General features: G+C 40.8%; 16 protein-coding genes. 6 read left to right on the top strand and 10 right to left on the bottom strand.

All coding sequences use genetic code 11. The features are described 5' to 3' along the window. Positions 1-91 precede the first annotated feature (91 nt). From CGC50_RS04155 to CGC50_RS04145, 3 genes are all read left to right on the top strand, one after another. Complete coding sequence (locus tag CGC50_RS04155) at positions 92-1,195, top strand: hypothetical protein (protein WP_232781188.1); 1,104 nt, start codon at positions 92-94, stop codon at positions 1,193-1,195. 56 nt (positions 1,196-1,251) lie between these two features. Continuing rightward, positions 1,252-2,490, top strand: a complete 1,239-nt coding sequence (locus tag CGC50_RS04150; protein WP_095909802.1) for a tetratricopeptide repeat protein — start codon at positions 1,252-1,254, stop codon at positions 2,488-2,490. Between the two features lie 328 nt (positions 2,491-2,818). Continuing rightward, complete coding sequence (locus CGC50_RS04145) at positions 2,819-5,944, top strand: reprolysin-like metallopeptidase (RefSeq protein WP_095909801.1); 3,126 nt, start codon at positions 2,819-2,821, stop codon at positions 5,942-5,944. An 81-nt stretch (positions 5,945-6,025) separates the two neighbouring features. Here CGC50_RS04145 and htpG read toward each other — a convergent pair whose 3' ends face one another. Continuing rightward, positions 6,026-7,906 carry a molecular chaperone HtpG gene (gene htpG / locus CGC50_RS04140; RefSeq protein WP_095909800.1) on the bottom strand — a complete coding sequence of 627 codons (1,881 nt, stop codon included), beginning with the start codon at positions 7,904-7,906 and terminating at the stop codon, positions 6,026-6,028. 215 nt (positions 7,907-8,121) lie between these two features. On the opposite strand from htpG, the gene CGC50_RS04135 reads away from it, so the two are divergent. Further along, complete coding sequence (locus CGC50_RS04135) at positions 8,122-10,299, top strand: reprolysin-like metallopeptidase (RefSeq protein ID WP_095909799.1); 2,178 nt, start codon at positions 8,122-8,124, stop codon at positions 10,297-10,299. Positions 10,300-10,351: 52 nt separating this feature from the next. Then, on the top strand, positions 10,352-13,843 hold the full coding sequence (locus tag CGC50_RS04130; RefSeq protein ID WP_198541632.1) for a reprolysin-like metallopeptidase: 3,492 nt from the start codon (positions 10,352-10,354) through the stop codon (positions 13,841-13,843). Between the two features lie 133 nt (positions 13,844-13,976). On the opposite strand, the gene CGC50_RS04125 is transcribed toward CGC50_RS04130, so the two are convergent. The 9 genes from CGC50_RS04125 to CGC50_RS14040 all read right to left on the bottom strand — a co-directional run bounded on the left by CGC50_RS04125 (position 13,977) and on the right by CGC50_RS14040 (position 25,107). Continuing rightward, positions 13,977-14,285, bottom strand: coding sequence for a DUF4870 domain-containing protein (locus CGC50_RS04125; protein ID WP_002670116.1), 309 nt, complete (start codon positions 14,283-14,285; stop codon positions 13,977-13,979). 376 nt (positions 14,286-14,661) lie between these two features. Continuing rightward, positions 14,662-15,750 carry a TolB family protein gene (locus tag CGC50_RS04120; protein ID WP_095909798.1) on the bottom strand — a complete coding sequence of 363 codons (1,089 nt, stop codon included), beginning with the start codon at positions 15,748-15,750 and terminating at the stop codon, positions 14,662-14,664. Between the two features lie 28 nt (positions 15,751-15,778). Next, positions 15,779-16,858, bottom strand: coding sequence for a TolB family protein (locus CGC50_RS04115; RefSeq protein ID WP_095909797.1), 1,080 nt, complete (start codon positions 16,856-16,858; stop codon positions 15,779-15,781). Between the two features lie 32 nt (positions 16,859-16,890). Continuing rightward, on the bottom strand, positions 16,891-17,982 hold the full coding sequence (locus CGC50_RS04110) for a TolB family protein (protein ID WP_095909796.1): 1,092 nt from the start codon (positions 17,980-17,982) through the stop codon (positions 16,891-16,893). A gap of 181 nt (positions 17,983-18,163) precedes the next feature. Then, positions 18,164-19,300 carry a cytochrome-c peroxidase gene (locus CGC50_RS04105; RefSeq protein ID WP_095909795.1) on the bottom strand — a complete coding sequence of 379 codons (1,137 nt, stop codon included), beginning with the start codon at positions 19,298-19,300 and terminating at the stop codon, positions 18,164-18,166. A gap of 60 nt (positions 19,301-19,360) precedes the next feature. Next, positions 19,361-20,899: a DUF6850 family outer membrane beta-barrel protein gene (locus CGC50_RS04100; protein ID WP_095909794.1), complete on the bottom strand. Its 1,539-nt coding sequence runs from the start codon at positions 20,897-20,899 to the stop codon at positions 19,361-19,363. A gap of 128 nt (positions 20,900-21,027) precedes the next feature. Then, positions 21,028-22,362, bottom strand: coding sequence for a DUF4876 domain-containing protein (locus tag CGC50_RS04095; protein WP_095909793.1), 1,335 nt, complete (start codon positions 22,360-22,362; stop codon positions 21,028-21,030). 78 nt (positions 22,363-22,440) lie between these two features. Next, positions 22,441-24,006, bottom strand: a complete 1,566-nt coding sequence (locus CGC50_RS14045; protein ID WP_394363708.1) for a TonB-dependent receptor domain-containing protein — start codon at positions 24,004-24,006, stop codon at positions 22,441-22,443. 27 nt (positions 24,007-24,033) lie between these two features. Further along, positions 24,034-25,107: a carboxypeptidase-like regulatory domain-containing protein gene (locus CGC50_RS14040; protein WP_232781187.1), complete on the bottom strand. Its 1,074-nt coding sequence runs from the start codon at positions 25,105-25,107 to the stop codon at positions 24,034-24,036. A 208-nt stretch (positions 25,108-25,315) separates the two neighbouring features. On the opposite strand from CGC50_RS14040, the gene CGC50_RS04085 reads away from it, so the two are divergent. After that, positions 25,316-26,443: a DegT/DnrJ/EryC1/StrS family aminotransferase gene (locus CGC50_RS04085; RefSeq protein WP_095909792.1), complete on the top strand. Its 1,128-nt coding sequence runs from the start codon at positions 25,316-25,318 to the stop codon at positions 26,441-26,443. Positions 26,444-26,516: the final 73 nt, after the last annotated feature.

Here is a 26,516-nt window from a genome sequence, read left to right as displayed (position 1 = left end):
TTGCCTTTGGTCGGGCTTCAGAAATCAAGCAGATAGGAATGTTTGCGCTTTTTTATTTGTATAAGAAACTAAATATAATTGTAAATATTTTATGAAAAAAATTATTTCTTTGTTACTTATAGCGGGAGCTATAATAACAGCTGGATGTAGTAAAAGTGATAGTGGAGAGCTACAAAAGTCTAATTCAGAACAGAAGCCAGATAATCAGCCTCAAACAAAAATAGAGGAAAAGCTTCCTATAGTGACAATGGAAGTGAGAACTGATGAAAGTCTTGAGAACGTACTCTATCCTTCTTTTTTTTATAGTATAGCCAAAAAACAACAGCAAGAAAAGACTCCATACTTTTATCTAAGTATAGATTCGGACAAAGAATTTCAAGGAAGGATAAAGATTAGAAATGATAAATTTATCAATGAAATAATTGTAGATAAATCTATTTTGAGAGGGAATACACAGATAGAAATAGCTCCTTTGTGGAGATATGATAATTTTATTAATATAGATAAACCTGGCTACACTCATTTCAATATAGAACTTATAGATTTCAAGACTGACAAATTAATAACTACTAAAACTATTGAACAAGCATATAGGAGTATTAATGAGTGTGTTTATGCAGCTAAAGATAGTAAAGGAGAAATTATAGATTTTACTCCTTTTTTTGCTGCATATGTAAATGAAGATAGTAAAGTGGTAGAAAATTTTCTAAAAGAAGTATCTGACTATTGGAGTTTCAGTCCAGAATTCAAAGGTTGGTTAGGTTATCAGTTAGGTAAAGAATATGTGTTACATCAGATAATTTGGGTAGCCTTATATCTTAAGGTTAAGGGAATGAAATATAGTAGTATTACGCGAACAAGTAATACATCATCGAAAATATTTAGTCAAAATGTGCGTTTTGTAGAAAATACAATTGCTAATAAACAAGCAAATTGTGTAGATGGTAGTGTTTTATTGGCGAGTGTTTTTGAGAAAATAGGATTAACTTGCTTTTTAGTGACAGAACCTTCTCATATGTATCTTGCTGTTGGGAACAAATTATCTCCAGAATATAGACAAGACTATATTTTAATAGAGACAACAGCGATAGGGACAGGAAGTACTATTTTTAAAGATTGGACAGAAATGGATTCTAAGGCAAAATTCATAGATATAAGGGAAGCTCGTATAGTAGGAATAAAACCTATTCAATAGACAAGGCTAAAATAGATTCAAAATACTTATTTAGCAAATTTTTAAATTAATGACTTATGAAGAATAACTGGATTTTTATTGTTTTGTTGTTTATTAGTTACTCCATAAGCAGCCAAGAAACTCCAAAGGAAGAAAGTTATCAAATTACACTTAATGAAGGGGAAAAATTGGTAAGAGTATTATCTTCTCAACAAATATATGTTAATAGTGCTACAAAAATAGGAGGAAAAACAAGGGTGTATTTCCCAATAGAAATACCCCCAAATACATTAAGGTGGTTTTATGTGGTAACAACTACAAAAGGAGAGAAAGAAGGGGAAGCCTTAAATGTTTTAGGACAGTTGGCTGCGGCAACACTTACAGGAGGAGCCTCTACTATTGCAAAAGGAATGACAACAACAGTAACAATTCCTTCTGGGAGTGGAGGTGTTGTGGATAGTTATTTGTTAGATAGACAAAATTTGGATGTTTTTACGAGCAAAGGAGATAACTGGGGGCAATCTTTATATTATAATATAGAAGGAACGAGGGAGAATTTTAGAAGTGGATTGATAATGATAAATAATCCATCTTTTCAGTATGTATATATAGGAATTAAGAATCCTAGTTCTTCTTTAGGAGTTAATGTGAAGATAGAAGCTATAGCAATAACAAGAGAAAATGCAGATTGGTATAAATCATCTCCTTCGGTTGAAAGCTTAAAGGAGTTTATGGAGAAAACTTTTAATGGGCATTTTAAATATAAATATTCTCAACAGGTTTCAGATGAATTAACAGCATGTAGCCTATCTAAAATAATGAGAGAGAAGAGAGCAGATGAACTGATATCATTATTTAAATATGAGGAATCTTATAAAAATTATTTTGATGAAATTGTGAAAAGTTGTGAAGATGAGTATAGAAAAAAACATCAAAGTGCTAATAGAGAAAAATCAAATATCTATAATAATTTTGGTTGGGAGTATTATCTCAAAAATGACCTACCTAAAGCCTATGAAAATTATTTGAGAGCTATTGAGATAGATCCTAATAATGGGGTAGCAATAGCAAATTTAGGACTGTTGTTAATATTGGATAATAAAACAAGCGAGGCTAAGGAAAAATATGTAGAAGCTATTACTTGCTTTAAAAAAGATATGATTGATGGTAAGAATAATATGAAAGAAGCTAATAAAAAAATAGTAGAGTTGTTAAATTTTGCTTCTAATAGAGAAATCTTTATAGAAAGAAATCAGTTAAATGATATTAATGCTATTGAAGAAATAATATTTCAGGAATTGAATAAGATGAATTGATAGTTAGAAATAATGAAGAAATTTAAAATATTCTTCTTATTCTATGAATTTTTCTTGTAAGAAAAAGAAATTGTCTTATTTTCAAAACTTGTACTCACATACTCCATGCTTATAGACTTCCCTCTCCAATGGAAATAATACTGAGATAATATAAATTCTTTACTTTTGTTATCTTTAATATCTTAGTGTTGAACTTACTTTGCTTATTGCATGGTTTAGTATTAATCACTCATTTTATTGTCTAAAAATTAACATTTATATTAACAAGAAAAATCTTAAAAAGTAAGAAAGAAATCGTATTTTTGCCTTACTGTAATCTTGTTATCTGATGAAAACTTTTTTTCGTTGTCTCTTTTTGTGGCTGAGTGTACAAGTGGTTCAAGCACAAGAAGATGTGCAGACGATATATGCTCTATTTGAACAAACAGCTCCTCAGTGGTCTCCTCAGCTCCCCGCTGTGAAAGAGCCCTTACTGATTCGCTGGCAGGAGCGAAAAGGAACCTTCAATGCCAAAGGATACCGTACTTTTGTAGGCTATCACCAAGAAACTTTTGTAGGGACACTCTCTTTGGCTGAGGGATTGCTTTATGGAGAAATTCTCTACAAAGGGAAATCTTATCAGCTTATGACTTCTCCTAAAGGAAAATTGGAAGTCATTCTACAGAAAAACGCGCGCTGTGGAACAACCCCCTCACAGGGAAAAGAAACCCAAAAACGGACTATACCCCAAGGAATTGGCTTTCGTAATATGTTTCCTCAAGCAGATAAGGACGAAAACGATCCTCCTATCACACAACCTACCATCTACAACTCTCTTTATCCTAAGAGCCTTATTCATACCGATGGAGTATGGCGACTCTATCGCCTTGCCTTGCCGGTGGACTATAGTTACTATATCATGAAAACCCCTTTCAATAAGGATAAGAACAAAATTAGGGCTTTCTGGTATGCTACAGAGACTTTTCTTAACGAACTCTATGGCAATGATATAGGAGTGCATTTCGAGGTGATAGATGATGATAGGCTTATTTTTACGACTCCACAAAGTGCTCTTTTCCCTTCCCTTATTAGTGGAAATGAGGTGGTAGATATGGGTACCATTACCCTCAATAAGCATTATGATAGTAAGGACTATGATTTGGCAGTAATTATTACCGATTTCAGACAGAATTACAATGGCTTAGCTGCAGTATATGCTGCCTATCAGACACATCAGAAAGCCAATGGAGCAGCACGCCCCAAGGGGCCTTCGACTATAGCGCATGAGATTGGTCATATGTTCGGCGCGGATCATACTTTCTCTAATGGAGGAGAATATTCTGAAAAAACAGAAACAGATAGTGGACAGTCTATTATGAGCTATGGACATGAGTATGCTCGTGATTTCTTCTCCTTAGTCAGTGTACAGATTATCCGCGCTTTTTTGGGCAATTCCATGGCTTATTATACCGATCAGGCACGTACTCAAGAAGCGGGAAAACGTGTAAAGGATACCGGAAGCAATTTGGTCTATGGTGTCAAAAGCGAGAATAAACCACCTATACTGGAGCAGGCGCGCCTTAAGAGAGAATATGTAATCCCTGAGAATACTTATTTTCAGTTTTATCTTACAGGTAGAGATCCAGAGGGGGACGCACTAACCTATATGGCGCATCCTGCTGACAGACGTTTTCATTCCTCACGCTCCAATGCACAGTTCCTTACTTATAAGGGAACTGCTACACCTCATATCCGTTTCCAAGAGGAATGGGTAGAAGCCGAACATAATACTTTTGTTCAAGCCAAGGGAACTATTTTTTATCGCCCAGGAACTTTTACTTTTTGGATAGGAGTTGCCGATCACAATCCTGCGAATCCTTATCATGTCCCTAAGTATGATGTAGTAGAAACAAAAGTAAAAATCAAGAAGGGAAAACCATTTGAGATACAAAATTTTGATAATGGTTCTTATACACACAATAGAACCTATCGCGCAGGTGAACGTCTTACGCTTCATTGGCAGGTAGATGAACAGATTTTTTCTCCAGAGAGCAAGGTGCGTATTCTTCTTTCTGACGATTCAGGAAAGAGTTATAAGTATGTACTGGTAGAAGAAGCTCCAAATAATGGACATTGTGAGGTAACCCTTCCTAATGTAGCCATAGGTACTACTCGTGGTCATTTTGGCAAGCTCAAGGGAAAGGGAATTATCAAGGTTGAGGTGATTGACGGCTTGGCCTATGCACTTACCACACGCTCTCCCTATAAGCAGGGTGGCTTTATGATAGAAAAAGACCAACAGGCACCAGAGCCATTACAGTTTGTTCCTACTTCTCTTCCTCAGGATATTTCAGTAAAGAAAGAGGCTGCTATACCTCCTGCGGAATTGCCCACTGCGATGGGAGGGTGTTCTACCCCTCAAGTAAGCTATCAAGATCGCCGTAATGAGGTGTCCTATGCTCCTGATGTGGCTATAGAACGTATTTTTACCGCTAAGGATAGTTGCGGACATACAATAGAGCATATTCAGCTCATACGAATAGGGGAGAACAAGATAGGGTTTCCTACCTCTGCTCCTCAAGAGCCTACTCCTAATAAGGAACCCTTGACTTTTGTTGCAACAACGCTTCCTCCACAATATGTAACCCTAAGCTGCAAAGAAGCTCTTCCTCCACCAGCTTCTATAGAGACTCAAGGAGGTTGTGATAAGATAACTTTTTCTCTTTCTGAGCAGATGATACAAAAGTATTGCCCAGAGTTATATACCCTAAAGCGTACCTATACCTTTGAAGATCAGTGTCAAAACAGGCTTACCTTTGAACAATATATCACTAAGAAAGATGCTCTTCCTCCTGTTTTTGTAGGAGAGCTTCCACAGGACAAAACAATAGAGCAAGGTGCTGCTATTCCTCAGGGACAAGTCCTTACAGCTCAGGATGATTGCAAAGGAACCTTTCAGGTGATGCCTACACAACAGAAGAGCGAACAAAAAATAGTCTATCAGTGGGTTGCTCAGGACGATTGTGGGAATCAGGTAACATATACTCAGACAATTACTATTCTTCCCAAAAAAGAAGAACCTGTACCTGCTCCCAAGCCAAAGCCAGTTCCTAAACCAGAGCCAACGCCTGTTCCTGATCCTAAGCCAGAACCAATACCTGATTCTATAGAAGAAACGAGGGAGATTGCCATATATAACGCTGTTTCTACTCAGGACAATTCACAGAACTATTTCAAGGTAGAGGGGTATGATATACCTACATCTATGGAGGTAATGATTTTTAATGAAATGGGATTAAAAGTATATGAAAGTAATCATTATCAAGAAAATGGAGAGGTGTTCCGAGGCTATGCGAACGTAAGTGGAGTAGTAGGGAAGGGACAAAGATTGCCTCAAGGTACTTATTTCTATATACTTACTTGTTCACATAGGGGACAAAAGGAAGTGAGAAAAGGATTTCTCTATGTGAAATAAGTGTCCTAACATGGATATTTTAAAATAGGAAGAATGATAAAATAAATAAGGGAGTTGTAAAACTCCCTTATTTATACTATTTTATTTCAACAAACTAAAACTGCGCTTGACAAACTCCGTTAGGGCTTCTCCTTTGAGTAATCCTTGGGAGAGACGAGCTAGGTCGAAGGATTGACTAATCAGTGCCTTGCGAGTGACCTCATCAGTAGTGGAGAGGATTTGACTGGCTAAGGGACTATTGGTATTTACGACCAAGTTGTACATCTCAGGGAAGCCTCCGAAGCCCATGCCTCCGCCTACCGCTTGCATCTCTTTCATACGACGTATAAATTCGGGTTGGGTGATACGGAAAGGAGTCGCTTCGCTATCCAAAGCCTCTGGTTGTACTGTATAGGCAGTATTCTCTATGGCAGTGGTTACAAAGTCCTTGAGCTTTTCGGTTTCCTCCTCAGAAAGTTTGGAGATTTGAGTATCTTCTTTCTTGATAAGGTTCTCTATAGAATCGGCATCTACACGGGCAAAAGATATTTTCTCTTGAGTAGTCTCCAATTTCTGAATCAAGTGAGATACCAGTGGGGAGTCCAAGAGGAGTACCTCATAACCTTTAGCCTCTGCTTCAGCGATGTAGCTGTGTTGGGCTTCCTTGTTGTTGGCATAGAGGATGATAGTTTGCCCGTCCTTATTGGTTTGTAAGGGTTTTATCTTTTCTAAAAGCTCTTCAAAGGTATAGTATTTGTCATTTACAGTAGGGTATAGAGCAAATTTCTGAGCTTTCTCGAAGAACTTTTCTTCGGAGAGCATCCCATATTCTATTACGATTTTGATATCATTCCATTTTTTCTCGAAATCCTCGCGGTTTTCTTTGAAAAGGGATTGTAGCTTGTCAGCTACCTTACGAGTTACATAGCTAGAAATCTTTTTTACATTACCATCGGCTTGTAGGTACGAACGAGAGACATTCAAGGGAATATCTGGAGAGTCGATTACCCCACGCAAAAGAGTAAGGAACTCAGGGACGATACCCTCTACATTGTCAGTTACAAAGACTTGATTTTGGTAGAGTTGGATTCTATCTTTCTGCAATTGCATGTCGTTGCTTAGCTTAGGGAAATAGAGTATCCCTGTCAGATGGAAAGGATAATCTACATTCAGGTGAATACTGAACATAGGATCTTCATACTGCGAGGGGTATAGCTCATGATAGAAAGCCTTGTAGTCTTCGTCGGTAAGGTCAGAAGGTTGTTTTGTCCAAGCAGGGGTAGGGTTATTAATGATATTATCTACCTCTTTATACTCTGTTTTGTAATCTTCGGGAGCATTTTCAGGACGAGGGAGCGCCTCCTTGCGCATGCCTAATTTGATAGGAATAGGCATGAACTTGTTATATTTCACTAAGAGTTCACGGATCTTACTTTCTTCTAAGAACTCAGTGGAGTCTTCGGCAATGTGAAGGATAATTTCAGTACCATGTCCTTCTTTTTCGATAGGTTCTATACTATAGGCAGGGGAGCCATCACACTCCCAGCGTACTGCTTGTGCTCCTTCTTGGTAAGAACGGGTCAAGATTTCCACCTTATCGGCTACCATGAAAGCCGAATAGAAGCCCAGACCAAAGTGCCCGATGATACCGGTGTCTTTGGCGGAATCCTTATATTTGTTTAGGAACTCTTCAGCTCCAGAGAAGGCGATTTGGTTGATGTATTTCTCCACTTCTTCCTCAGTCATTCCGATACCTTGGTCTAAGATATGGATTTTCTTACCTTCCTTATCGACCTTGACTTCGATAATTGGATTGCCATAAGGTACTTTAGCTTCCCCAATTTGGCAAAGGTGCTTGAGCTTAAGAGTGGCATCTGTCGCATTGGAGATTAGTTCACGAAGAAAAATCTCATGATCGCTATATAAGAATTTTTTAATGAGTGGAAAGATATTTTCCACAGAAACGTTTATTTGTCCTTTCATTTGTATTCGAATTTTGCCTATTCTTTAGCAAAGATAATACCATACTTGTAAGGCTGACAAAATGACAGATGTAGCTTGTGGGCAATGTATTGATTCTTTTTGTCTCCATTTTTCCATTTTTAAACGAATGTTGAGAGGGTGAAATTTTTTGAGAAATCGATACTATTTTTAGAATATTTTTTACTACCTTTGCCTTTTGTTAAGAAATAATTCTCATGAGAAATTCTCTTTTGTGTATCTTTTTGTTATTCTTAGGGTTAGCAAAGGTAATTGCTCAACCCACCATCTCCAATACGCAAACTCTTAGGGTGTATCGCTTGGCTATTTACGTCACTCACAATGCTTATAAGAGCGCTACTTTTGCTCAGAATACCGAGAAAGTAAAGGTTTTTTGGCAAAAAACAGAGGATTTTCTTAATGAATTATATATGCGTGATATAGGCGTACGCTTTGAGGTACTTAGGGATGAGCGATTGATTATCAAAGTCCCTGCAGAGGAAGTTTTTACCCATACACACAATGCAAGCTATGTCATAGGTCTTTCTACTGAAACTATCAACAATCGGATAGGGAGTGATAGCTATGATGTAGGAATTTGTATCTCTTATACTAGTTCCAAGGGGATACGAGGGCTTGCCCATATCCGAGGCGTGTATCAAGACCAATATAAAGGGGCAGCAGTTGCTTTTCCTACCAAAGAAGTTATTGCTCATGAGATAGGTCACCTTTTTGGGGGAAGGCATACTTTTAGTGGGAAAAAGTTTGACTATGCTAGTGAGAAAACCGAATATGACAATGGGCAATCAGTCATGAGTACAGGTAGTCCTAGAGACTTCTTTTCCCTCTCTAGTATCCAACTGATTCGTGAGCATCTGGTAGCAGCGGTTCCTGTAGGAGGAATTCCTTTGGGTACTCAGCCTCCTCATATAGATAAGACAAAAATAAAAAAGCAATACCTTTTGCCCAAAGATACCTATTTTCAGTTTGCTATTTCCGCCACAGATCCCGATAGTCCATCTCTTACTTATATGGCACAGCAGCGTGATGTCCGCTTGGGCGAAGATTCTTCTATCGCACAGTACATCATTCCTCAGCGTAGCCACAGCCCTTTGATAGCCTTCAAGAGAGAGTATAGCAAACAAACAGGAGCAGAGGTGTCCAATAGCTGGATCAGTGGGCAGACAACAGGGGTTTTTACTTTTTGGCTTGGAGTGAGTGATGCCTTGGAGACTCCTACTGTGGATCATATTGTACAGTATGATTTGGCAGAAACCCAAGTGGAAGTGCGTGATGGGATTCCCTTCAAAATCACTACTTCTACAGCTGGAAAGACCTATAGAGGCGGGCAGAGGATCGCCCTTACATGGGCGGTGGATTCTGAGCTATTTAGGGATACCAAGGTGCGCATTCGCCTCTCTGAGGATCATGGGCAAACCTTTCCCTATACCTTAGCTGAAGGCGTGGACAATACGGGGAGTTATGAGCTTGTCTTGCCCAACCTATCTATAGGAAAGAAAAACTATGGGAACACAAACCTCAAGGTGGGAGCAGGGGTGATTAAGATAGAAGTGATGGAAGGAATTGCTTTCGCTGTGACTGCTGAAAATCCTCAACAAGGAGGCGGTTTTACCATAGAGAAGGATTCTTCTCTTCCCTTGGCTTTTGTAGGAGTTCTTCCTCAGGATATGATAATAGAAGAGGGACAACCTATCGTAGAACAGGCACATCTTAGTGCGGTAAGTTCTTGTAATAATCCTATAGTAACTCCTTCTGTAACAGAAGAAAAGAAAGAGGGTAAACTAGTAAAGCGCATCTATCAGTGGATAGCTACTGATGATTGCGGGGGTAGAATTGCTCATACCCAAGTAATTACTATCAATCGTAAAAAAGAAATACCTACTCCAGAGCCTAAACCGGCCCCCACTCCAGAGCCTAAACCGGCCCCCACTCCAGAGCCTAAACCGGCCCCCACTCCAGAGCCTAAGCCAGCTCCTACTCCAGAGCCTAAGCCAGCTCCTACTCCGGAGCCTAAGCCAGCTCCCACTCCGGAACCCGCTCCAAAACCAGTACCTACTCCCATACCAGAGCTAAAGCAAAAAGAAGTAGTTGTGTATAATGGAGTTTCCTCTGTAGAAGATTCTCAAAACTATTTTAAAGTAGAAAATACAGATCCTGATGCTCCCATAGAAGTGCTTATCTTCAATGAAATGGGGATAAAAGTATATGAGAGTTCTCATTATCAAGAAAAAGGAGCTCTTTTCCACGGTTATGCCAATATGAGTGGCGTAGTAGGCAAGGGGCAACGCCTGCCTTCAGGGACTTATTTTTATATCTTACACTATTATTATCAGGGAGTACCTTATACAAAGAAAGGATATTTGTATCTTAGATAATTTTTACTATTTGGTAGATAGGAAGTAATCGTTGATTATTATTTTATTAAAAATGAAAAAAATATATTATTTGTTTTCTGTGGTATTTACATGGTTTAGTACCTCCATGCTCTATGCTCAAGAGAAAACAGCAGATGTCTTGGCGCGTTTTTCATCAGAAGCGCCTGTTCATTGGGCAGTCCCTACTAATGAGGGACGTCTTGATCTGGAGTGGCGTCCTCGACAAAATTCGCTTTCTCAAGAAGGTTTTCGCAGCTTTGTAGCCTACCATGAGGGAGTGTTTTCAGGAAGTATCTCTTTGTCTTCCAATAGCTTTTCGGGAGAAATATGGCATGAAGGGCATACCTATTTTCTCACAGATGAGAAGGGACTGCTTAGGGTTAGCCCCTCCCAAAGAGCTACTTCCTGTGCTACTTGCCAAGAAGGGGATTGCGATATACGCCCCTCTTCACAAGTTCTTAGTCGAGGAACAATTCTTGCAGAGGAATCTCTACCCTCCGAGGACAAACGAGTGCTGTATAATGTGCATGTAATGAGGACTTTCCGCTTGGCTATGCTGATAGATTATAGCTTTTACAAAGGACACTGTCAGGGACGTATGGAACTAGCCAAGGCCTTTATGGTGGATGTACAAACCAAACTCAATGAGGTATGCGGACGGGAGTTGGGTTACCAATTTGAATTAGTAGATGATCCACGCCTCATCCGAGATACTAAGGAAAAAGAGGTCTATCCCGATAAGCCGTTGGTGCGTACTGTTGTAAATACGGCTACAGATGCTTTTAATAAGCTCATAGGGGAGGAAAATTACGATGCAGGTATTGTCTTTGCTGTATATAAGGACAATCGAGGATTGGCACATCTGGGAGAGATTACAGGTAAGCTCAAGGGAGGCTGTGTGGCCAATGAGGAGTTCTATATTATTCTGCATGAGCTTGGGCACCTATTAGGTTCTGCCCATACCTTTACCATAGGAGGTGCGACAGCTTCTTCTTTTACTGAACCCGATAGGGGCAACTCTATCATGAGTTATATCAATGACCCTTATGGGACTTATTTTTCCCTGCCCTCCATCTATACCATTCATAATCGTACCAATCTGCATGATGCCTACTATACCGATAAGGCACGTACTCAGCTCGTGGGGCTTCCTCAGCCGAATATCCCTTATGGGGAACCCTCCGATAACAAGGCTCCAATGATAGACCGTAGCAAACTCAAAAAAAGCTATACCTTACCTCCTAATACCTATTTCCAATTTACCATAGAAGCAAGAGATCCTGATGGAGACCCCTTACTCTATATGGCACATCAGGCTGATTTTAAGATGTTTGGGAAGGCTCGTTTTCCCTCTAACCGTCCTACTACGGATAATAAAATTGCTTTCTATCGTCCATATACTAAGGATAGAAATACGAATGAATGGAAAGAGGTTCCTTACAAATTCACAGGGGAATACGAAACAGGGGATTTTACTTTTTGGTTAGGTGTCTGTGATGGCTCCATAGGGGCTTATAAGGAGGGCAAGCCTCATACGCCTCTCTATGATGTGTATCAGACGAAAGTACAAATAAAAGATGGAACCCCTTTTAGAATTACAAATATTATAGGGGAAAGTAGATCAGGTAGATATAAGCGAGGAGAGAATGTTACCCTACACTGGAATGTAGATAAGAGGCTATTTGCTCCAGATAGTAAGGTACGTATTCTTTTCTCGGATAACTATGGAAAGACCTATGACTATGTCTTGGCAGAAGGAGTACCTAATAGTGGAAAGGCAACAGTGATTTTCCCTCAAGCAAAAAGATGGAAAGGCTATGCTGGTTATGTGGAGGGCACCTTTAAGATAGAAGTACTGGATCATATAGCTTATGCGGTCTATCCAGATAAACCCTATACGCTGGATATGTTGAGTTCGAGTATCATCTTCTATAATTTGCCCAAGCCAGTTATTACTGTAAAAAGAACGGAAATACCTGAAAGAGCAGAGGTTACAGCCCAATCTGATCATGGTGAATGTAGGAACAAAAAAGCAGAGGTTTCTTTTTCAGAAGAAACATATCCCGACCATATACTGCGCCGTTGGGTAGCTACTGATAAATGTAAAAACAAAGCTACTTTTGTGCAATATATCTATTTTGAGAAAGAAGCTCCTACCAAGACCCTACATTTTGTAGGAGATCTTCCCCAAGATATACATGTACAGTGCCGAGGAGAGATTCCTCCTAAAGCCACATTGCAGGCAGAAGGAAGCGATTCGGTTGAGATAGAATACGAGGAAGAAATGACCGAGGGTGATAAGAAAGCCTACAAGTTCACCCGAGTATGGACGGCTTATGCGGCTGATGCCCCGGCTATCCGCCATGTTCAGCAAATTTTCTTAAAAGACACCCAACGACCAGAATTTTCAGCCTATCCTGCGAACCTAACCGTAAAGGATGAGAGCGAAATACCTTCCAAACCTACCCTTACAGCTACGGATAATTGTGATTCTCGAGTAGAGGTTTCTTCAAGTTCTGAACCTATCTATGACAAGCAAGGTAAAAAGATAGGAGAACGCAATACTTGGTTTGCTGAAGATGCAGCCCATAATGAAAACCGCTATGAACAGATTATTACTATTGACCCACAAAAGAGTAATACCCCACAACCACTTTCTTTTGTAGCACATACACTACCTCAGTCCATTACTGTGGATTGTAGTGGAAAAGTACCCTCTGTGCAACTCCCTTTGACTTCAGGAGGCTGTAGTACTCCCCAAGTGACATATCAGGATAGGATAAAAGTACAACATGCTCCTAATGACTATGTGATGGAGCGAACCTACAAAGCTAAAGACAATTGTGGAGAGGTGACTCACTTACAGCTTATTACAGTAAAAGATGACAAAGCTCCTGTATGGATAGGACAATTACCACGACCTAAGGAGATCCTACACGGAGATCCTATACCAGAAGGTCTCCCCCTTACAGCACAAGACAATTGTGAGGGTATCCTTACGGTCACTCCTACTAAGGAAGAAACTTCTGATCGTATTACCTATCAATGGCTTGTGAGTGATAGCAATGGTAATAAAGCCACTCATACACAGGTTATTACTATAAAGCTTAAAAAGGATACACCAGCTCCTACTCCAGAACCTAAGCCAGCTCCTACTCCAGAGCTCAAGCCGGTTCCTACCCCAGAGCCTAAGCCAGCTCCTATCCCAGAGCCTAAGCCAGTACCTGCTCCCATGCCAGAGTTAAATAAAGGAATAGCTGTATATAATGGGATTTCTACAGAGAGTGGAAGTCAAAACTATTTTAAGATAGAGAATACAGATGATAACACTCCTATAGAAGTAGTTATTTTTAATGAAATGGGATTGAAAGTATATGAAAGTACTCACTACCAACAAGGAAGCGATGTCTTTAGGGGCTATGCTAATGTCCGTGGAGTGGTAGGTAGTGGACAACGCCTTCCTACAGGTACGTATTTTTACGTGATACACTATTACCAACAGGGAGTGTCTTATATGAAGAAGGGATATCTTTATGTTAGGTAATAGATAAAGTCGCGTGAGTGAGTATGAGAGTAAAGCCAGCGAGTGTCCACATAAATAGCAAACAGGTAATAGAGATCAATTACTAATCACTATTACCTGTTTGTTGTTTTACAGATCGCTGAGAACTGTGATTTTATTTTTCTAGGAAATATTGTCCAATGATAGGAAGAGGGGTTTTCTCTCCTTTGTTGGCATTGATAGCTCCCAAGACCATAAGTACAAAGAATACAAGACCAATAAGTCCTAAGAAACTTAAGGCAGGAACAATGGAAATAATGATTCCCAGTACAATACAGAACACAAAAGAGGTAATGTGTAACCCTAAAGACTGGCGAAAATGAAATTTCACAAAGTCATCAGCGTCATCTTTTCCTGTAAAAAACGCAATCAACCACCCAATAAGAGTGATATATGACACGAGAGCTGTAGTTTTTTTATCCATTTTTTTTATCATTTAAGAATTTTGTGCACAAAAATACAATATTTTCCTGAATGTTACAAGAAATTTTTAGATTTATTTTTGGAAGACTAAAGTAGTATTATCATTACCAAAGAAAAACGTTTGTTTATCTTCGCTAAATCTAAAACGGGATAGGTGTTTTTTGTCTGTTAGATACGTTGTAGTTTACCTAATCAAAAGTAGCACCTTCTTCACAGCAAGCAATAGTTCTTTTTTTGTTTTGAGGGTCAGTAACATCATAATATTTACCACCTCCGCCACCATCTCCCTTTTTGGAACAAGAGGAAACGAATAATGCTATAGCTACAAGAGCCGAGAGAATCAGTTTTTTATAGAATCAATCATTAATCATTGACCATTATCTCCACATCATCCCGCTGAAGTAAGAGGGTACTCCATGTATGCCTCCTCCTTGGCGGAGCACAATGAAGCCACTTTTGTCGTTTTCAAGGTCATAGAGTTTGCCGTCATCACGAATTACAAACACATAGCCATAGCCACCACTTGTTACCACAACACCTCCTTGGCTGGGTTGTAATGGGTCATAGTCTGTCCAAGCACGCCCTACAGTGGGTGCTCCTACAAGAGCAATATACTTGCCATCGGGGGAGAATACAGGGTGATATTCACCATCGGCTTTGTTAGAGCCAGTGAGTTGGGAGGTAGTTACTTGGTGCAGGTTACTGCCGTCTATATTCTGTACCCAAAGGTGTTTGTTATAGCGAAAAGCCACACGAGTACCTTGTGGATTTACCGTTACATAGCTGGCACCTTTGCCTTCGTTGAGTGTAAGAACTTTTTCTACACGGTCTCCGTAGGCCTCCTTCCAGCGATAAAGTACTCCCTTGATCGCACTATACATCTCGTTGTTTTCAGTCCATACGGGTGTGCTTTGATAGCCCAAATCGTCACGGGTAAGTCCCTTGGTGAAGTCGGCTATGAGCTTACCTGTCTCGGTATTGAGTAAGAGCACCCCTCGCTCGTCCCATTCATAGGAATCAACGGCGATAAATTTTTTATTGGGCGAGAGGCGAATAATACACTCTTTGTAGAACTCCTTAGGGTCATAAGTAAAGCTAAACGAGAAAGTGTTGCCTGTTTTTGGAAGTTTATCATAGGCGAACCATACATAGTCACCATCGAAAGGTCGCAACAAGAAAGTTTGGGTATCTTGAGTGCCTCGTGAGGGGTCGGTACTGATAGCCAGTGCTATTTCCTGACTTCCGTAGGTAATATCGCAACCTGTAATACCAGGGCCATTCATTGTTTTGGTAACCTTGCTGAGCTTGCCATTAGAGAAGTTGTAAGATTGGATACCATCAGTGGCAAAATCTACATAGAGCGTACCAGGGAGGCCGCTGCCACTTCCTCCTCCTCCATCTTCTTTGGAACAGGAAGAGATGAATACTATAGTGGCTACAAGAGCCGAAAAAAAGAGCTTTTTCATGATAAAAAGAAATTAAGGTTTAACAAAGTTATCTCCAAATGACACTTCCACTGGAAAATATAGGAGTATCTCCATCCTTGGGGTAGAAGGTTTTGCCGTCGTTTTCCTTATCCAAGTTGTGAAGAGTACCGTCATTGCTGACAAGAATCAGTATATCGGATAGGCTAAGAGTCCCACCAAGTTGCATCCAGTTGGGCGTGAAGGAAGCACGTGCTTGCCCCAAAAGGGCAATATACTTGCCGTCAGGCGAAAAGGTAGGGTTAGATTCTCCTCCCGAATAGAGGGCACTGGGTGCGGTAGTCATTTCTACATCACTGGTGGTTACTTGGGACGCTTTCTTCTGGAGAAGGTCATATACCCAAATATGTTTGTCTTCACGACGAAAAGCCAGTTGTGTTCCTTGGGGATTTATGGTTATATGGAAAAAATTAAAAGGAAGGCGTGTTAGCTCCTCAATAGCCCAATTCTTTGCCTCACTGACTTTAAAGATAGTATTTTCTAGGCCCATCACTAAGGAATTATCGGCAGTCCACCCGATGATAAAGACCTCACTAGGGCGGTAGTTTTCAAGAGCAAAGCTATCCACTTCCGCTCCTGTCTCACGGTTAATAATCGTTACAGGGTGGTCAGTAGCACCTGTTACCGATTTGGAGTCAATCGCAATGTATTTTTCATTAGGAGAGAGGAAGCATCCTGCTCTCCTTCCTTGTGCAATCTCAGTATAGTTATAGTAGCAAGTAGAGATATTCTGTTGTATAACGTCTTCACGGGTAGCAAGTACCTCTTTGCTCAAAGAAGGGAGTGAGCGATAAGAAAAAGTAAGCCAATGTCCCCCATAATCACTGAAAGAAAGGCGTTCGTAGCCAGCTAAGATACGTTTGTTATCCCATGAGATATCTATTTTTCCTAAAGCGTCAGTAGTACCAAAACGCTCTATATAGCGGGACTGCTGAAGGTTATAGGCATTATACTCACCGCCAAAAGCAAAATAAAGCGTACTTCCTGTAACACCTAATGATCCTGTAGTGCCCCCTTCATCACCTTCTTTGGAACAAGAGGAAACAAATAATGCTGTGGCTACAAGAGCCAAGAGAATCAGTTTTTTCATAGAATTAATCATTAAACATTAAACATCGATCATTATCGCCACATCATACCACTAAAATAAGCAGGGACCCCACTTTTACCTCCTTCTTTGCGTAGTACGATAAAGCCGCTTTTGTCGTTTTCAAGATCATAGAGTTTGCCATCATCACGAATTACAAATACATAGCCGTAGCCATTGCCTACTACCACAGTACCTCCAAATCGGGGCTGCAGAGGGTCGTAGTCCGTCCAGCTTCCTCCAATTCGGGAAGAACCTACCAGTGCAATATACTTACCATCGGGGGAGAATACAGGGTGGTATTCTCCTTCGTATTTGAAATCTTTTATTTCAGAAGTGGTTACTTGGTGTAGGTCGCTGCCGTCTATATTCTGTACCCAAAGGTGTTTGTTATAGCGAAAAGCCACACGAGTACCCTGGGGATTTACCGTTACTCCGCTGGCACCCCTACCTTCATTGAGTGTAAGTACTTTTTCTACACGGTCTCCATAAGATTCTTTCCAACGATATAGGACACCCTTGATAGCGCTATACATCTCATTACTTTCTGTCCATACAGGGGTGCTTTGGTTACTAAAGTCATCTTTGGTAAGCCCTTTAGAAAAATCGGCAATGAGCTTACCAGTTTGAGTATTAAACAAAAGCACACCGCGTTCTTCCCAATAGTTGCTGTCCACAGCTATATATTTTTTGTTAGGTGAGATGCGAATAATACTTTCTTTGTAAAAACTTTTAGTAGGGTGTGTCCAAGTGAAAGAAAAGATATTGCCCGTTTGTGGCACTTCTTTATAGGAAAATTGTGCATTTTTGCCGTCCCAAGGGCGAAGCAGAAAGGTCTGTGTATCTTGTTCTACTCCTACCGACAAAGGAACAATACCCACTGAAATCGCTATTTCACCACTTCCGTAGGTGATATCGCACCCTGTGATACCTGCTCCATTCATGGTCTTGATAACCTTACTGAGCTTTCCATTAGAGAAGTTATAGGACTGAATACCATCAGTAGCGAAATCCACATAAAGTGTACCAGGGAGTCCATTGCTATTGCCTCCTCCATCGCCTTCTTTGGAACAAGAGGAAATGCATACTGCTGTGGCTACAAGAGCCGAAAAGATGAGCTTTTTCATACTTTTTATTTTTAATATAGTTATATTTAGGAGGCAAAAGTATGAAATATAAGTTGTTATCAATCAATAATTAACAATAGTTTAGTAGAGTAAGGATAAAGGATTTATAGAAATATTTAGGGTTATAGGATTTTAGCTAAAACCCTATAACCCTTAAATTCTAAACCTCTAAATCACTAAATCATGGTAATTCAGGCATTTTTTCTCGCTTGGCAGGGGAGTTGAGTGTTAGAAGAAAAGCCTTGAGAGCGGCTCTTTCCTCTTTGGTAAGGGAGAGCTTTTGTAATAGAGGATCTGTGGTAGGGAATAGGGGATCGTTCTGCTGATCTTTGCGTGGTTTAGGGTGCGCCATGCCTGCATCATACATCTGGATGACCTCGTCCAAGGAAGGGATAAGCCCGTTGTGCATGTAGGGAGCGGTACGAGCTACTTCTCGAAGGGAAGCTGTCTTGAAGCGCCCTACATCGGCAGTGTCCTTAGAGATCTTGAAGCGCCCTAAGTCCTCATGCTTGCGCCCATAGTAGGAAAGGCCTAAGTTATGGAATTGCTGGTCGGAGAATAGGGGAGAGAAGTGACAGTTCACACAGCGTGCCTTGGTGCGGAATAGGTGTAAGCCCAAGACCTCCTCATCGGTGAAGAGATTTTTATCTCCAGAGATAAAGCGGTCAAACTTGCTTTTGCCGCTGACAATGGTACGCTCGTAGGTGGCAATGGCCTCGAAGATACGTGTAAGGGTAATCTTCTCATCGCCAAAAGCTTCCTTGAAGTAAGGACGATAGCCCTTGATACGCTTGATGTGCTTTACAGCTACTGCCTCGTGGGAGGCCATCTCCACCGGATCGGTAAGTGGAAACATAGCCTGAGATTCTAATGTGCTTGCTCTTCCATCCCAGAAGAAGGTAGTATGATACGCCATATTGAACACTGAAGGAGAGTTCCTTACCCCATTCTTGCGGTTGTGCCCGAAAGAGACACTGCGCCCATCCGCCCATGCCAATTCGGGGTCATGGCAGTTGGCGCACGATATTTGTTTGGATTTCGATAGGCGAGGGTCGAAGAAAAGGAGCTTACCCAACTCCTTTTTAGCATCGGAATAAGGGTTGTTTTCTGGGAAAGAGAGTTTAGGTAAGGATCCTATCTCCACATAGTGAGCCTTGACACTTTCGTCCAAGAAAGGAGCTTCCCAGTTTTTCGTATCTCCACTGCTATAGGTTTCTCGGAGTTGGGCGATATATTCAGGTTCATACAAGGAGTCTTTCAGCCGAGTGAAAGAGAAGAAAACTCCCATACAAAGGGGTAAGATAAGTATTTTTTTCATTTTAGGGTTTTAGGGTTATAGAAATTAAGGGGTATAGTTGTGGAGGCAAAGATACGATTTTTATTTGAGTAGTGAAATAGAGATAGCCGCTCCATAGCGATCTCTTCCTTTGAAAGAGGTCGTATAGGTCGAATGGATGCCTGTGATCAGTAAGGTTTGCTTGGAAAGACGCTTCTTAAGGTCAGTTCCTAAAGAAAACTGATAGCGGGTAGTATGGAAAAATTCATGGTCAGGGTAGACTACTTCCTCATAGAAAAGGCGTAGAGTACGGGCTGCATAGTCCGATTCAGAATAGGGTTTGTGATAATCTGTATTTTGATTGATAAGTTTGTTATACAAAGGGAAAATTACAGTACCTTTTACAGTCGGACGAACCAAGAAAGTGTCCACTTCATATTCCTTAGCCCATAGGAGAGAAAGAGCTAAAGTACTATGATCGGTAAGGGTTTTGGCAATGATATCTTTTTGATAAGCTCCTTGATAAACAGCTTCAAAGGCGAGTTCGCGAGTGGTAGTACCGATATTTTTTAGCAGATTGGCAGAGAAGGTGATATCCTCTTGGTAGGAGCGGTAAGAACGTCCTTGCCGCATCACAAGGCGGTTCGAGGCTTCTCTTTGGGAGGCAATTATGGAGAGACTCAGTACTTGGTCTTCTTTTAGTTGGTTAAGATAATGAGCCTTAGCCATAAAAGTATCTTCGTATAGGCGGGCAATGATATCCAAATCAGACTCACTATCATTGGCATTGAGGAAGGTATGAGTTAGGGTATTTCGGTAACTTCCTTCTACCAAGAACTTGTGCTGTAGCCCTGTATAATGATAGCCAAGAGCAAAGCCATAATAGTCATTCTTACGTTTGTTATTGGAGGAGGAAGAGAGTTGAAAATTACCGTAGCCAAGTTGCCAACGGTTGTACTTAGTTAAGTTCAGTGGTTTCTGTCCATTTTCATCGGCAAACTTCATTTTATCGACCATTTTGTTGAATCCATATTCTCCAGAGAGGGCTATTTTGTGCTTGGGGAAAATGCGCAAGGCTGTTTGTGCAGCAAAATGGAGCTCGTTATGGCTTGTTTTAGGACGAGGATCGTAGGTTTCTCGGAATTTCTCCTCATAGTTGATATGGGTAGAGAGTGAGAGAGACCATACCTGTTGGTATAGAGGGAGGGATACTCCTCCAAAAATATTGTATTGTTGGTTTACCCAAGGAGCTGGACGACTTACTGCAAAGTAGTGGGGATCAGGCATGAGACCATTGGCTTGTACTTCTCCTTCAGAGAGATTCCAAGCCTTGTTTCTTTGGTAGATACGCTGCATATTCAGCCGACCTAAAAAACGTATTTCCTTATGTTTATAAAACCCATAGGACTGTAAGCCAAAGTCAGTTTGTTCCTTGGGTTGTTGTCCTAAGCGGAGATTTCCTTCTTGGTGATTGAGGTATACACTACTGAGGGTAAAATTTTTTACAGGTATTTCTGTCAGAAAAATAGGAGTCTGTTCGTATATAGTGTACATCTTGGCAAACATATCCGTATCCGGGGCTATTTGTCCATAAAGAATAGGTGTAAAGAGCATACACAAGGGTAAAAGGAATCTTTTCATGGTAAAAATAAATAAAAGGGCAAATTGCAATATGAAAATATGTAAGGGCGAATGGCAATATAAAAATATGAGAGGGCGAATTGCAATATAAAAATATGTAAGGGCGAATTGCAATTCGCCCCTACAGGTTATTCATTTAAGGCACTAAGGTCAAATTCATTGTCTTTTAACTGAAAATCATTGGTAGAATTGTTCGTATCTTGGTAGCGAGTGAAACCATTCTTAACCTCTTTGACTTTGCGGATAAATACTTCAGAAGAGAAGGCACTTTTAGCCTTGAGCTCTCCTGCATCTATGCTGTCAGGGAGGCGATGAGGGAGGGAGTTGTTGGCATTATTGTGCTGGGCATTGACCCCATCGATGATTTTATCCAAAGGAATCTGTACACATTTGGCACTATTAGAATCAGCATTGGTAACGGTTGGAAGAGGAACACGCTTGTAAGCCTCAAAGTTCTCCTTAGTGTCCCTAAAGAGGATATAAGCCTCTCTGCCTTGGGTGTCTAAGAGAAAGTCCTTACCTCCATTTTTGTGAAGTATGACCATGTTCGTAACAGCAGGGTTATCAGTGTCTAACGATTTTCCATCTTTTACAAAAGAAGGATCTAAGTATACCTCGAAATGGGCATGACTTAGGTCAATGGTGAGTTCAGGATTCTGTACTGCAGGCTTGCCAGGGAGTGGTTCTTTGTGATTACGAGCGGAACTGGCTACAATCTTAGACTTGCCAGGAGCTAAAGGATAGTCCTTGCCAGTGCCAGGGAAAGCGATGACTGTTTTGGCATATACATAATCGGTATTGGCCTTTTCGCCCAATCCTTCCAAGCCTTGTGCTTCCGCCCAGTTGTATTGTCCGTTGGCAGTATATCCTTTTTTTCCAGCATTGGAGGCTATATACTTTTGAACTCCTTGTAATTTGGCAAAATAGATACCATCCAAGTAGATCGTATCGGAGGAGTTGTTGTACACCTCAAAGAAATTATCATGATAGTTGGCTGCTTTTTTTGTATCAGAACCTGTATAGTATATCTGCTTGATCACCAAGTCTCCCATACGAGCCGCACTCATCTTGAAAGAGAGAGAATTAGCGGTTGAGGAGATAATGACTCCTTGCTTGGAAGCAGCGAAATTAGCCTCGTTGTCAAAACCAAAAAGGCTGTTGTTCTGTTCTTTCGTAAGGGATTTGGATACCTCTATGTTATAAGTACCAGGGAGGAGCTGTAGGATAGCCTTTCCTTCATCGGAGGTAGTGGCTTCGTATTGTTGTCCAGTAGAGGTGTCGGTGAGTTTCACCACAGATCCAGCGGCCTTGAGGTTGTTGAACTTATCCCCATAAGTAGTCTCTATGGTGTAGGCGATGCGGGACACTTGTCCATTGTCATTTCCACTGCCAAAGCTGTCGTCATCCTTGCGACAAGCACTCAGAAGGGCTGTTAATGATAAAGCAAAAATAATTTTTCTCATTTTTTTAAAGGTTTTAGGTGTTATGGGTTAGTGGTCAGCTGATTCTTCATCATATACCACTGCTTATTGCTTCTTGAATTACAATTTTCCAAATTTGAAAGTAGCTGTAGCTCCAAAAGAGATATCCTCATTCATACGTCTTTCGCTCCCATTAATGATAATGGTAGGGCGGTAATTGGCTACATTGTTGATATAAAAAGAGAGTGAAAGTCCATTCTGGAGCTCCTTGGTCAGACGCAGGTGGAAATTGTGATATATAGGTGTACGACTATCCCTATTTTTTTCTTTAGTAACCCTATGTAGTGCCTGATATTGATTATTAGTACGCTCTGATGGCGGAATTTCTGTATATTCCAAGCGATCATTGAGATACCCCAAGGGATAAATATCCTTAATGGAGGCAAAAGCATTGCTAAAGGTAAATTGTTCAATAGTTAGGGAGGCGAGCAGTCCCAAGAAAGATAGGTGGTAAGAGGTGGTAAGTCGTAGGCTGAGCTTATCAGCACGATTGATGTCTCTGGGATAAAAGATATATTTATGCTCGGTATCTGCTACATTGGCATTAGCTTCACGATTGGGCAAAGTACTATCGGACTCAGAGTATACATAGCTGCCAGAGAGTGTAAATTGGGTATTGAGCGCCTCAATTTTGTTGAAGTGCATCATCAGTTCCACCCCTATATCCTTGTTTCGTTTGGTGTTCCCTATCGTCTGGTATTCTAAGACAATGTCCTTATATCCTGTAATGGTATAGGAAGGAGGGAGCGTGGGGTTTGGATTGTTAGTAAAGCTCAGCTCAGGAATAGGATAAAGTCCTAAGTGAGGGGTGTTCTCAAAGTTGTCAAAATTATGATTGAGGAAGCCTGTAAGGTTCATACGAACGAAAGGAAGATTGAAGTCCGCTCCTACTTCATATTTCCACGCTTTGGCAGGCAAGAGAGACACCTCGGGGCGCTCAACTACATGTGTCTGTATATAGTTCACCGCATAGTCACGTGTACGCAAGTCCTTGACCAAGATGTCAAAAAAGACATTACCAGGAAAGCGATTCACCAGAGAAGGAGCTTTGGTAGAGAGCCCTACGCCTGCACGAAACTTCACAGAAGGGGAGAGTACAAAAGCGGTATTGATACGCGGGCTAAGAGAGGAAAAACCATTTTGGTTTTCATAGCGAAGCCCTATATTGGCCAGTAGAGACTGACGGTCATTGAAGGTATAAGAGATATTGTCCTGTAAGTAAAAGTGAAAGAGCTTATTGGCAATTACATATCTATTGAAATTCAGTGGGCGTACTCCCTGCTGACTATCCCCGCTTCTGTTGGGCATAAGGGAGGTCATAATAGAGGCTGAGTTCGAATCAAAGACCTTTCCCTCTCCGATGTTGTCACTATAAGTGAATCCTGTTCCCCCAGAGAGCGAGTGGCGGAAATAACCATGTGAGAGTGTCTTGGAAGCACTCACAGATGTAGAGATGTTGAGGGGTTCACCTATAGTACGTTCGATCGACATATAGGAGACGGGGGTATAGACCCCTTGGTGAAAGGAAGTGCGATCTGCTAAGGGAACAACATTGCCAATGCCATTGACATAGGATTCTTTGGAAGAATCTGTTTTTGTATAAGATATACTTACCGAACCGCTCAGCAGGTCTATCCAAGAGTTATCTATCTGTCAAGAGACACGATTGCTTAGTGAGTAGCTATATTCCTTTTTGGAAGAACCATTGCGAAAGGTATCGTCCAATTCTTGATACTGCTTACTGCCATCTAAGTTTCTGCTTGTTGAGAGTGTTAGGGTATTTTTTAGCTTTTGAGAAGCATTGAAAGTACTCCATATACCTGTAGCAGAGAGACGGTTGAAGGACATTAGATCGTTGCGAGGGTCACTATTGGAGTTGAGGTAATCCAAGGAAAGGCTCAGGCTTCCCCATTTTTTAGGTAGCTTAAAACCCTTTTGTACATTAATCGTATTTCCACCTCCTACCATAGAAGCCGAGAGCTGTAAGGGAGAGACTCCCGCTTTGCGCTCTATAATGATAAGACCCGAGGTAGCATTGCCATACTTAGCATCGGCAATACCACTGATCACTTCTACCTTCTCTATATTAGCCGCGGGAATGGTACGTAGGTCAATAGAACTATTCATATGAGAGAAAGCCGCAGTATTACTTCCACCTATACGTGTATAGCCATAGGATTGCATATTTTCATCATTGGATATATACATATCGTCTATGATGAAGCCCACCCCAAAAGCGTTGTTAAGCGAAGAAAGTGCAGAACGCAGTTGAATACTTTTAGGAGCTGTCAGGTCAATATTCTTGATCGCCTGCCCTGGGAGCTGTTGGAGTACATCGGATAGGGAAAGCGATTGGAACTGAGAGATCGCATATTTGTCCAAGGTAATGGCTGAGCTGGTTTTGTCCTTAACCTTATCTGCAGTAACCACAACTTCCTTAAGGGAGAGCGTCTCTTCCTTGAGAGTGATGATTATAGAAGTATCTCTTCCTTTGAGTGTTTTCTTTTCCATGCCCAAAAGCTGAATATCAAGATCATATTCTTCTAAGAAAGGGAGAGAAAACTGTCCCTTTTCGTCGGTGATAGCCCATTTTTTTGTATTTTTATCTATGATACTCACGCCTAATAATGGTGTCTTATTTTCATCTTGTACCACTCCAGAGAGCAGTTGTTGCTGACTATAACTCCAAGAGAAGAAGAAAAAAAGAACTATTGCAAAACACTTCATATAGGAAAATTTCAGGCTGCAAAGATATTATTTGTATTTGGTCTAATTTATATATTTAACATTTCTTTAAATAACAGGAAAAAGCTCGCTTATCCTATGAGAGATAGAGGGCGCAAGGTTATGCGACTCTATAGTAAAAAAAATAATCATTAATCATTAAAAATTAATCATTATTTCGTAATTTTGCAGGCGATAAAAAACAAAGACCATGAAGAAAATTCAGATGGTAGACTTGCAAGGGCAATATGAACCCTTGAAAGCACAAATACAAGCATCTTTTGCAGAAGTATTGGATTCCGCTGCCTTTATCAACGGTCCTCAGGTACAGGCATTCCAGAAGGAATTGGAAGCCTATTTGCAGGTGAAGCATGTGATTCCTTGTGCCAACGGAACTGATGCTCTCCAGATAGCCATGATGGGCTTAGGCCTAAAAAGAGGTGATGAAGTAATCACTGCTGATTTTACTTTTGCGGCTACAGTGGAGGTGATAGCCCTATTGGGACTTACCCCTGTTCTGGTAGATGTGGATAAAGATACCTTTAATATAAATATAGAAGCAATTCGCAAGGCCATTACTCCTAAGACCAAGGCGATCGTACCAGTACACCTATACGGTCGTCCGGCCAATATGGAAGCTATCATGCAGATAGCCAAGGAGTACAACCTCTATGTCATAGAAGACAATGCACAAGCCATAGGGGCTGATTTCACTTGGAGTGATGGGCGCAAACAGAAAGTAGGTACTATAGGACATGTAGGGGCTACCAGCTTTTTCCCTTCCAAGAACTTAGGTTGTTACGGAGATGGGGGAGCTATCTTTACCAATGATGATGAGTTGGCACATATCCTACGAGGCATAGTCAATCATGGGATGTATATACGCTATCATCACGATGTAGTAGGGGTGAACTCTCGCTTGGACTCTCTACAGGCCTGTGTGCTTCGTGCCAAATTACCACACTTGGATAGCTATAACCAAAAGAGAAGAGAAGCTGCTCGTCTCTATACCGAGGGGTTGCAGGGCAATCCAAATATCATCACCCCTGAGATTCCTCAGGGAGATACCTCGCATGTATTCCACCAATATACCATACGTATATTAGGCGGTAAGCGAGATGCCTTGGCCGAACACCTCACAAAGCATGGAATACCCTTTGGTATCTACTACCCGATACCTTTGCACAAGCAAAAAGCCTATGAGGATAGTCGCTATCGTGAAGTGGATTTTCCTGCTACCAATGAGCTGGTACAGGAAGTTATCTCCTTGCCTATGCACACAGAATTGGACAAAGAACAAATAAATTTTATCGCAAAATTGATAACAGATTTTGTGTAAAATAAAAAAAATACGTAACTTTGCACGATTCTAAGGTTTTAGGTCTTTAGAAGGTTTTAGTAGCTAACTGTTG

Origin of the sequence: Capnocytophaga gingivalis, assembly GCF_002302415.1 — a bacterium.
GTDB classification, from domain to species: domain Bacteria; phylum Bacteroidota; class Bacteroidia; order Flavobacteriales; family Flavobacteriaceae; genus Capnocytophaga; species Capnocytophaga gingivalis.
Note: the sequence above shows the minus strand (reverse complement) of the source record. Positions and strands in the feature narration are given on the sequence as shown.

Bases quoted from the DNA above. Each gene is read 5' to 3' on its own strand.
- CGC50_RS04155 (WP_232781188.1), top strand. From the start codon at position 92: ATGAAAAAAATTATTTCTTTGTTACTTATAGCGGGAGCTATAATAACA.
- CGC50_RS04150 (WP_095909802.1), top strand. From the start codon at position 1,252: ATGAAGAATAACTGGATTTTTATTGTTTTGTTGTTTATTAGTTACTCC.
- CGC50_RS04145 (WP_095909801.1), top strand. From the start codon at position 2,819: ATGAAAACTTTTTTTCGTTGTCTCTTTTTGTGGCTGAGTGTACAAGTG.
- htpG (WP_095909800.1), bottom strand. From the start codon at position 7,906: ATGAAAGGACAAATAAACGTTTCTGTGGAAAATATCTTTCCACTCATT.
- CGC50_RS04135 (WP_095909799.1), top strand. From the start codon at position 8,122: ATGAGAAATTCTCTTTTGTGTATCTTTTTGTTATTCTTAGGGTTAGCA.
- CGC50_RS04130 (WP_198541632.1), top strand. From the start codon at position 10,352: ATGAAAAAAATATATTATTTGTTTTCTGTGGTATTTACATGGTTTAGT.
- CGC50_RS04125 (WP_002670116.1), bottom strand. From the start codon at position 14,285: ATGGATAAAAAAACTACAGCTCTCGTGTCATATATCACTCTTATTGGG.
- CGC50_RS04120 (WP_095909798.1), bottom strand. From the start codon at position 15,750: ATGAAAAAGCTCTTTTTTTCGGCTCTTGTAGCCACTATAGTATTCATC.
- CGC50_RS04115 (WP_095909797.1), bottom strand. From the start codon at position 16,858: ATGAAAAAACTGATTCTCTTGGCTCTTGTAGCCACAGCATTATTTGTT.
- CGC50_RS04110 (WP_095909796.1), bottom strand. From the start codon at position 17,982: ATGAAAAAGCTCATCTTTTCGGCTCTTGTAGCCACAGCAGTATGCATT.
- CGC50_RS04105 (WP_095909795.1), bottom strand. From the start codon at position 19,300: ATGAAAAAAATACTTATCTTACCCCTTTGTATGGGAGTTTTCTTCTCT.
- CGC50_RS04100 (WP_095909794.1), bottom strand. From the start codon at position 20,899: ATGAAAAGATTCCTTTTACCCTTGTGTATGCTCTTTACACCTATTCTT.
- CGC50_RS04095 (WP_095909793.1), bottom strand. From the start codon at position 22,362: ATGAGAAAAATTATTTTTGCTTTATCATTAACAGCCCTTCTGAGTGCT.
- CGC50_RS14040 (WP_232781187.1), bottom strand. From the start codon at position 25,107: ATGAAGTGTTTTGCAATAGTTCTTTTTTTCTTCTTCTCTTGGAGTTAT.
- CGC50_RS04085 (WP_095909792.1), top strand. From the start codon at position 25,316: ATGAAGAAAATTCAGATGGTAGACTTGCAAGGGCAATATGAACCCTTG.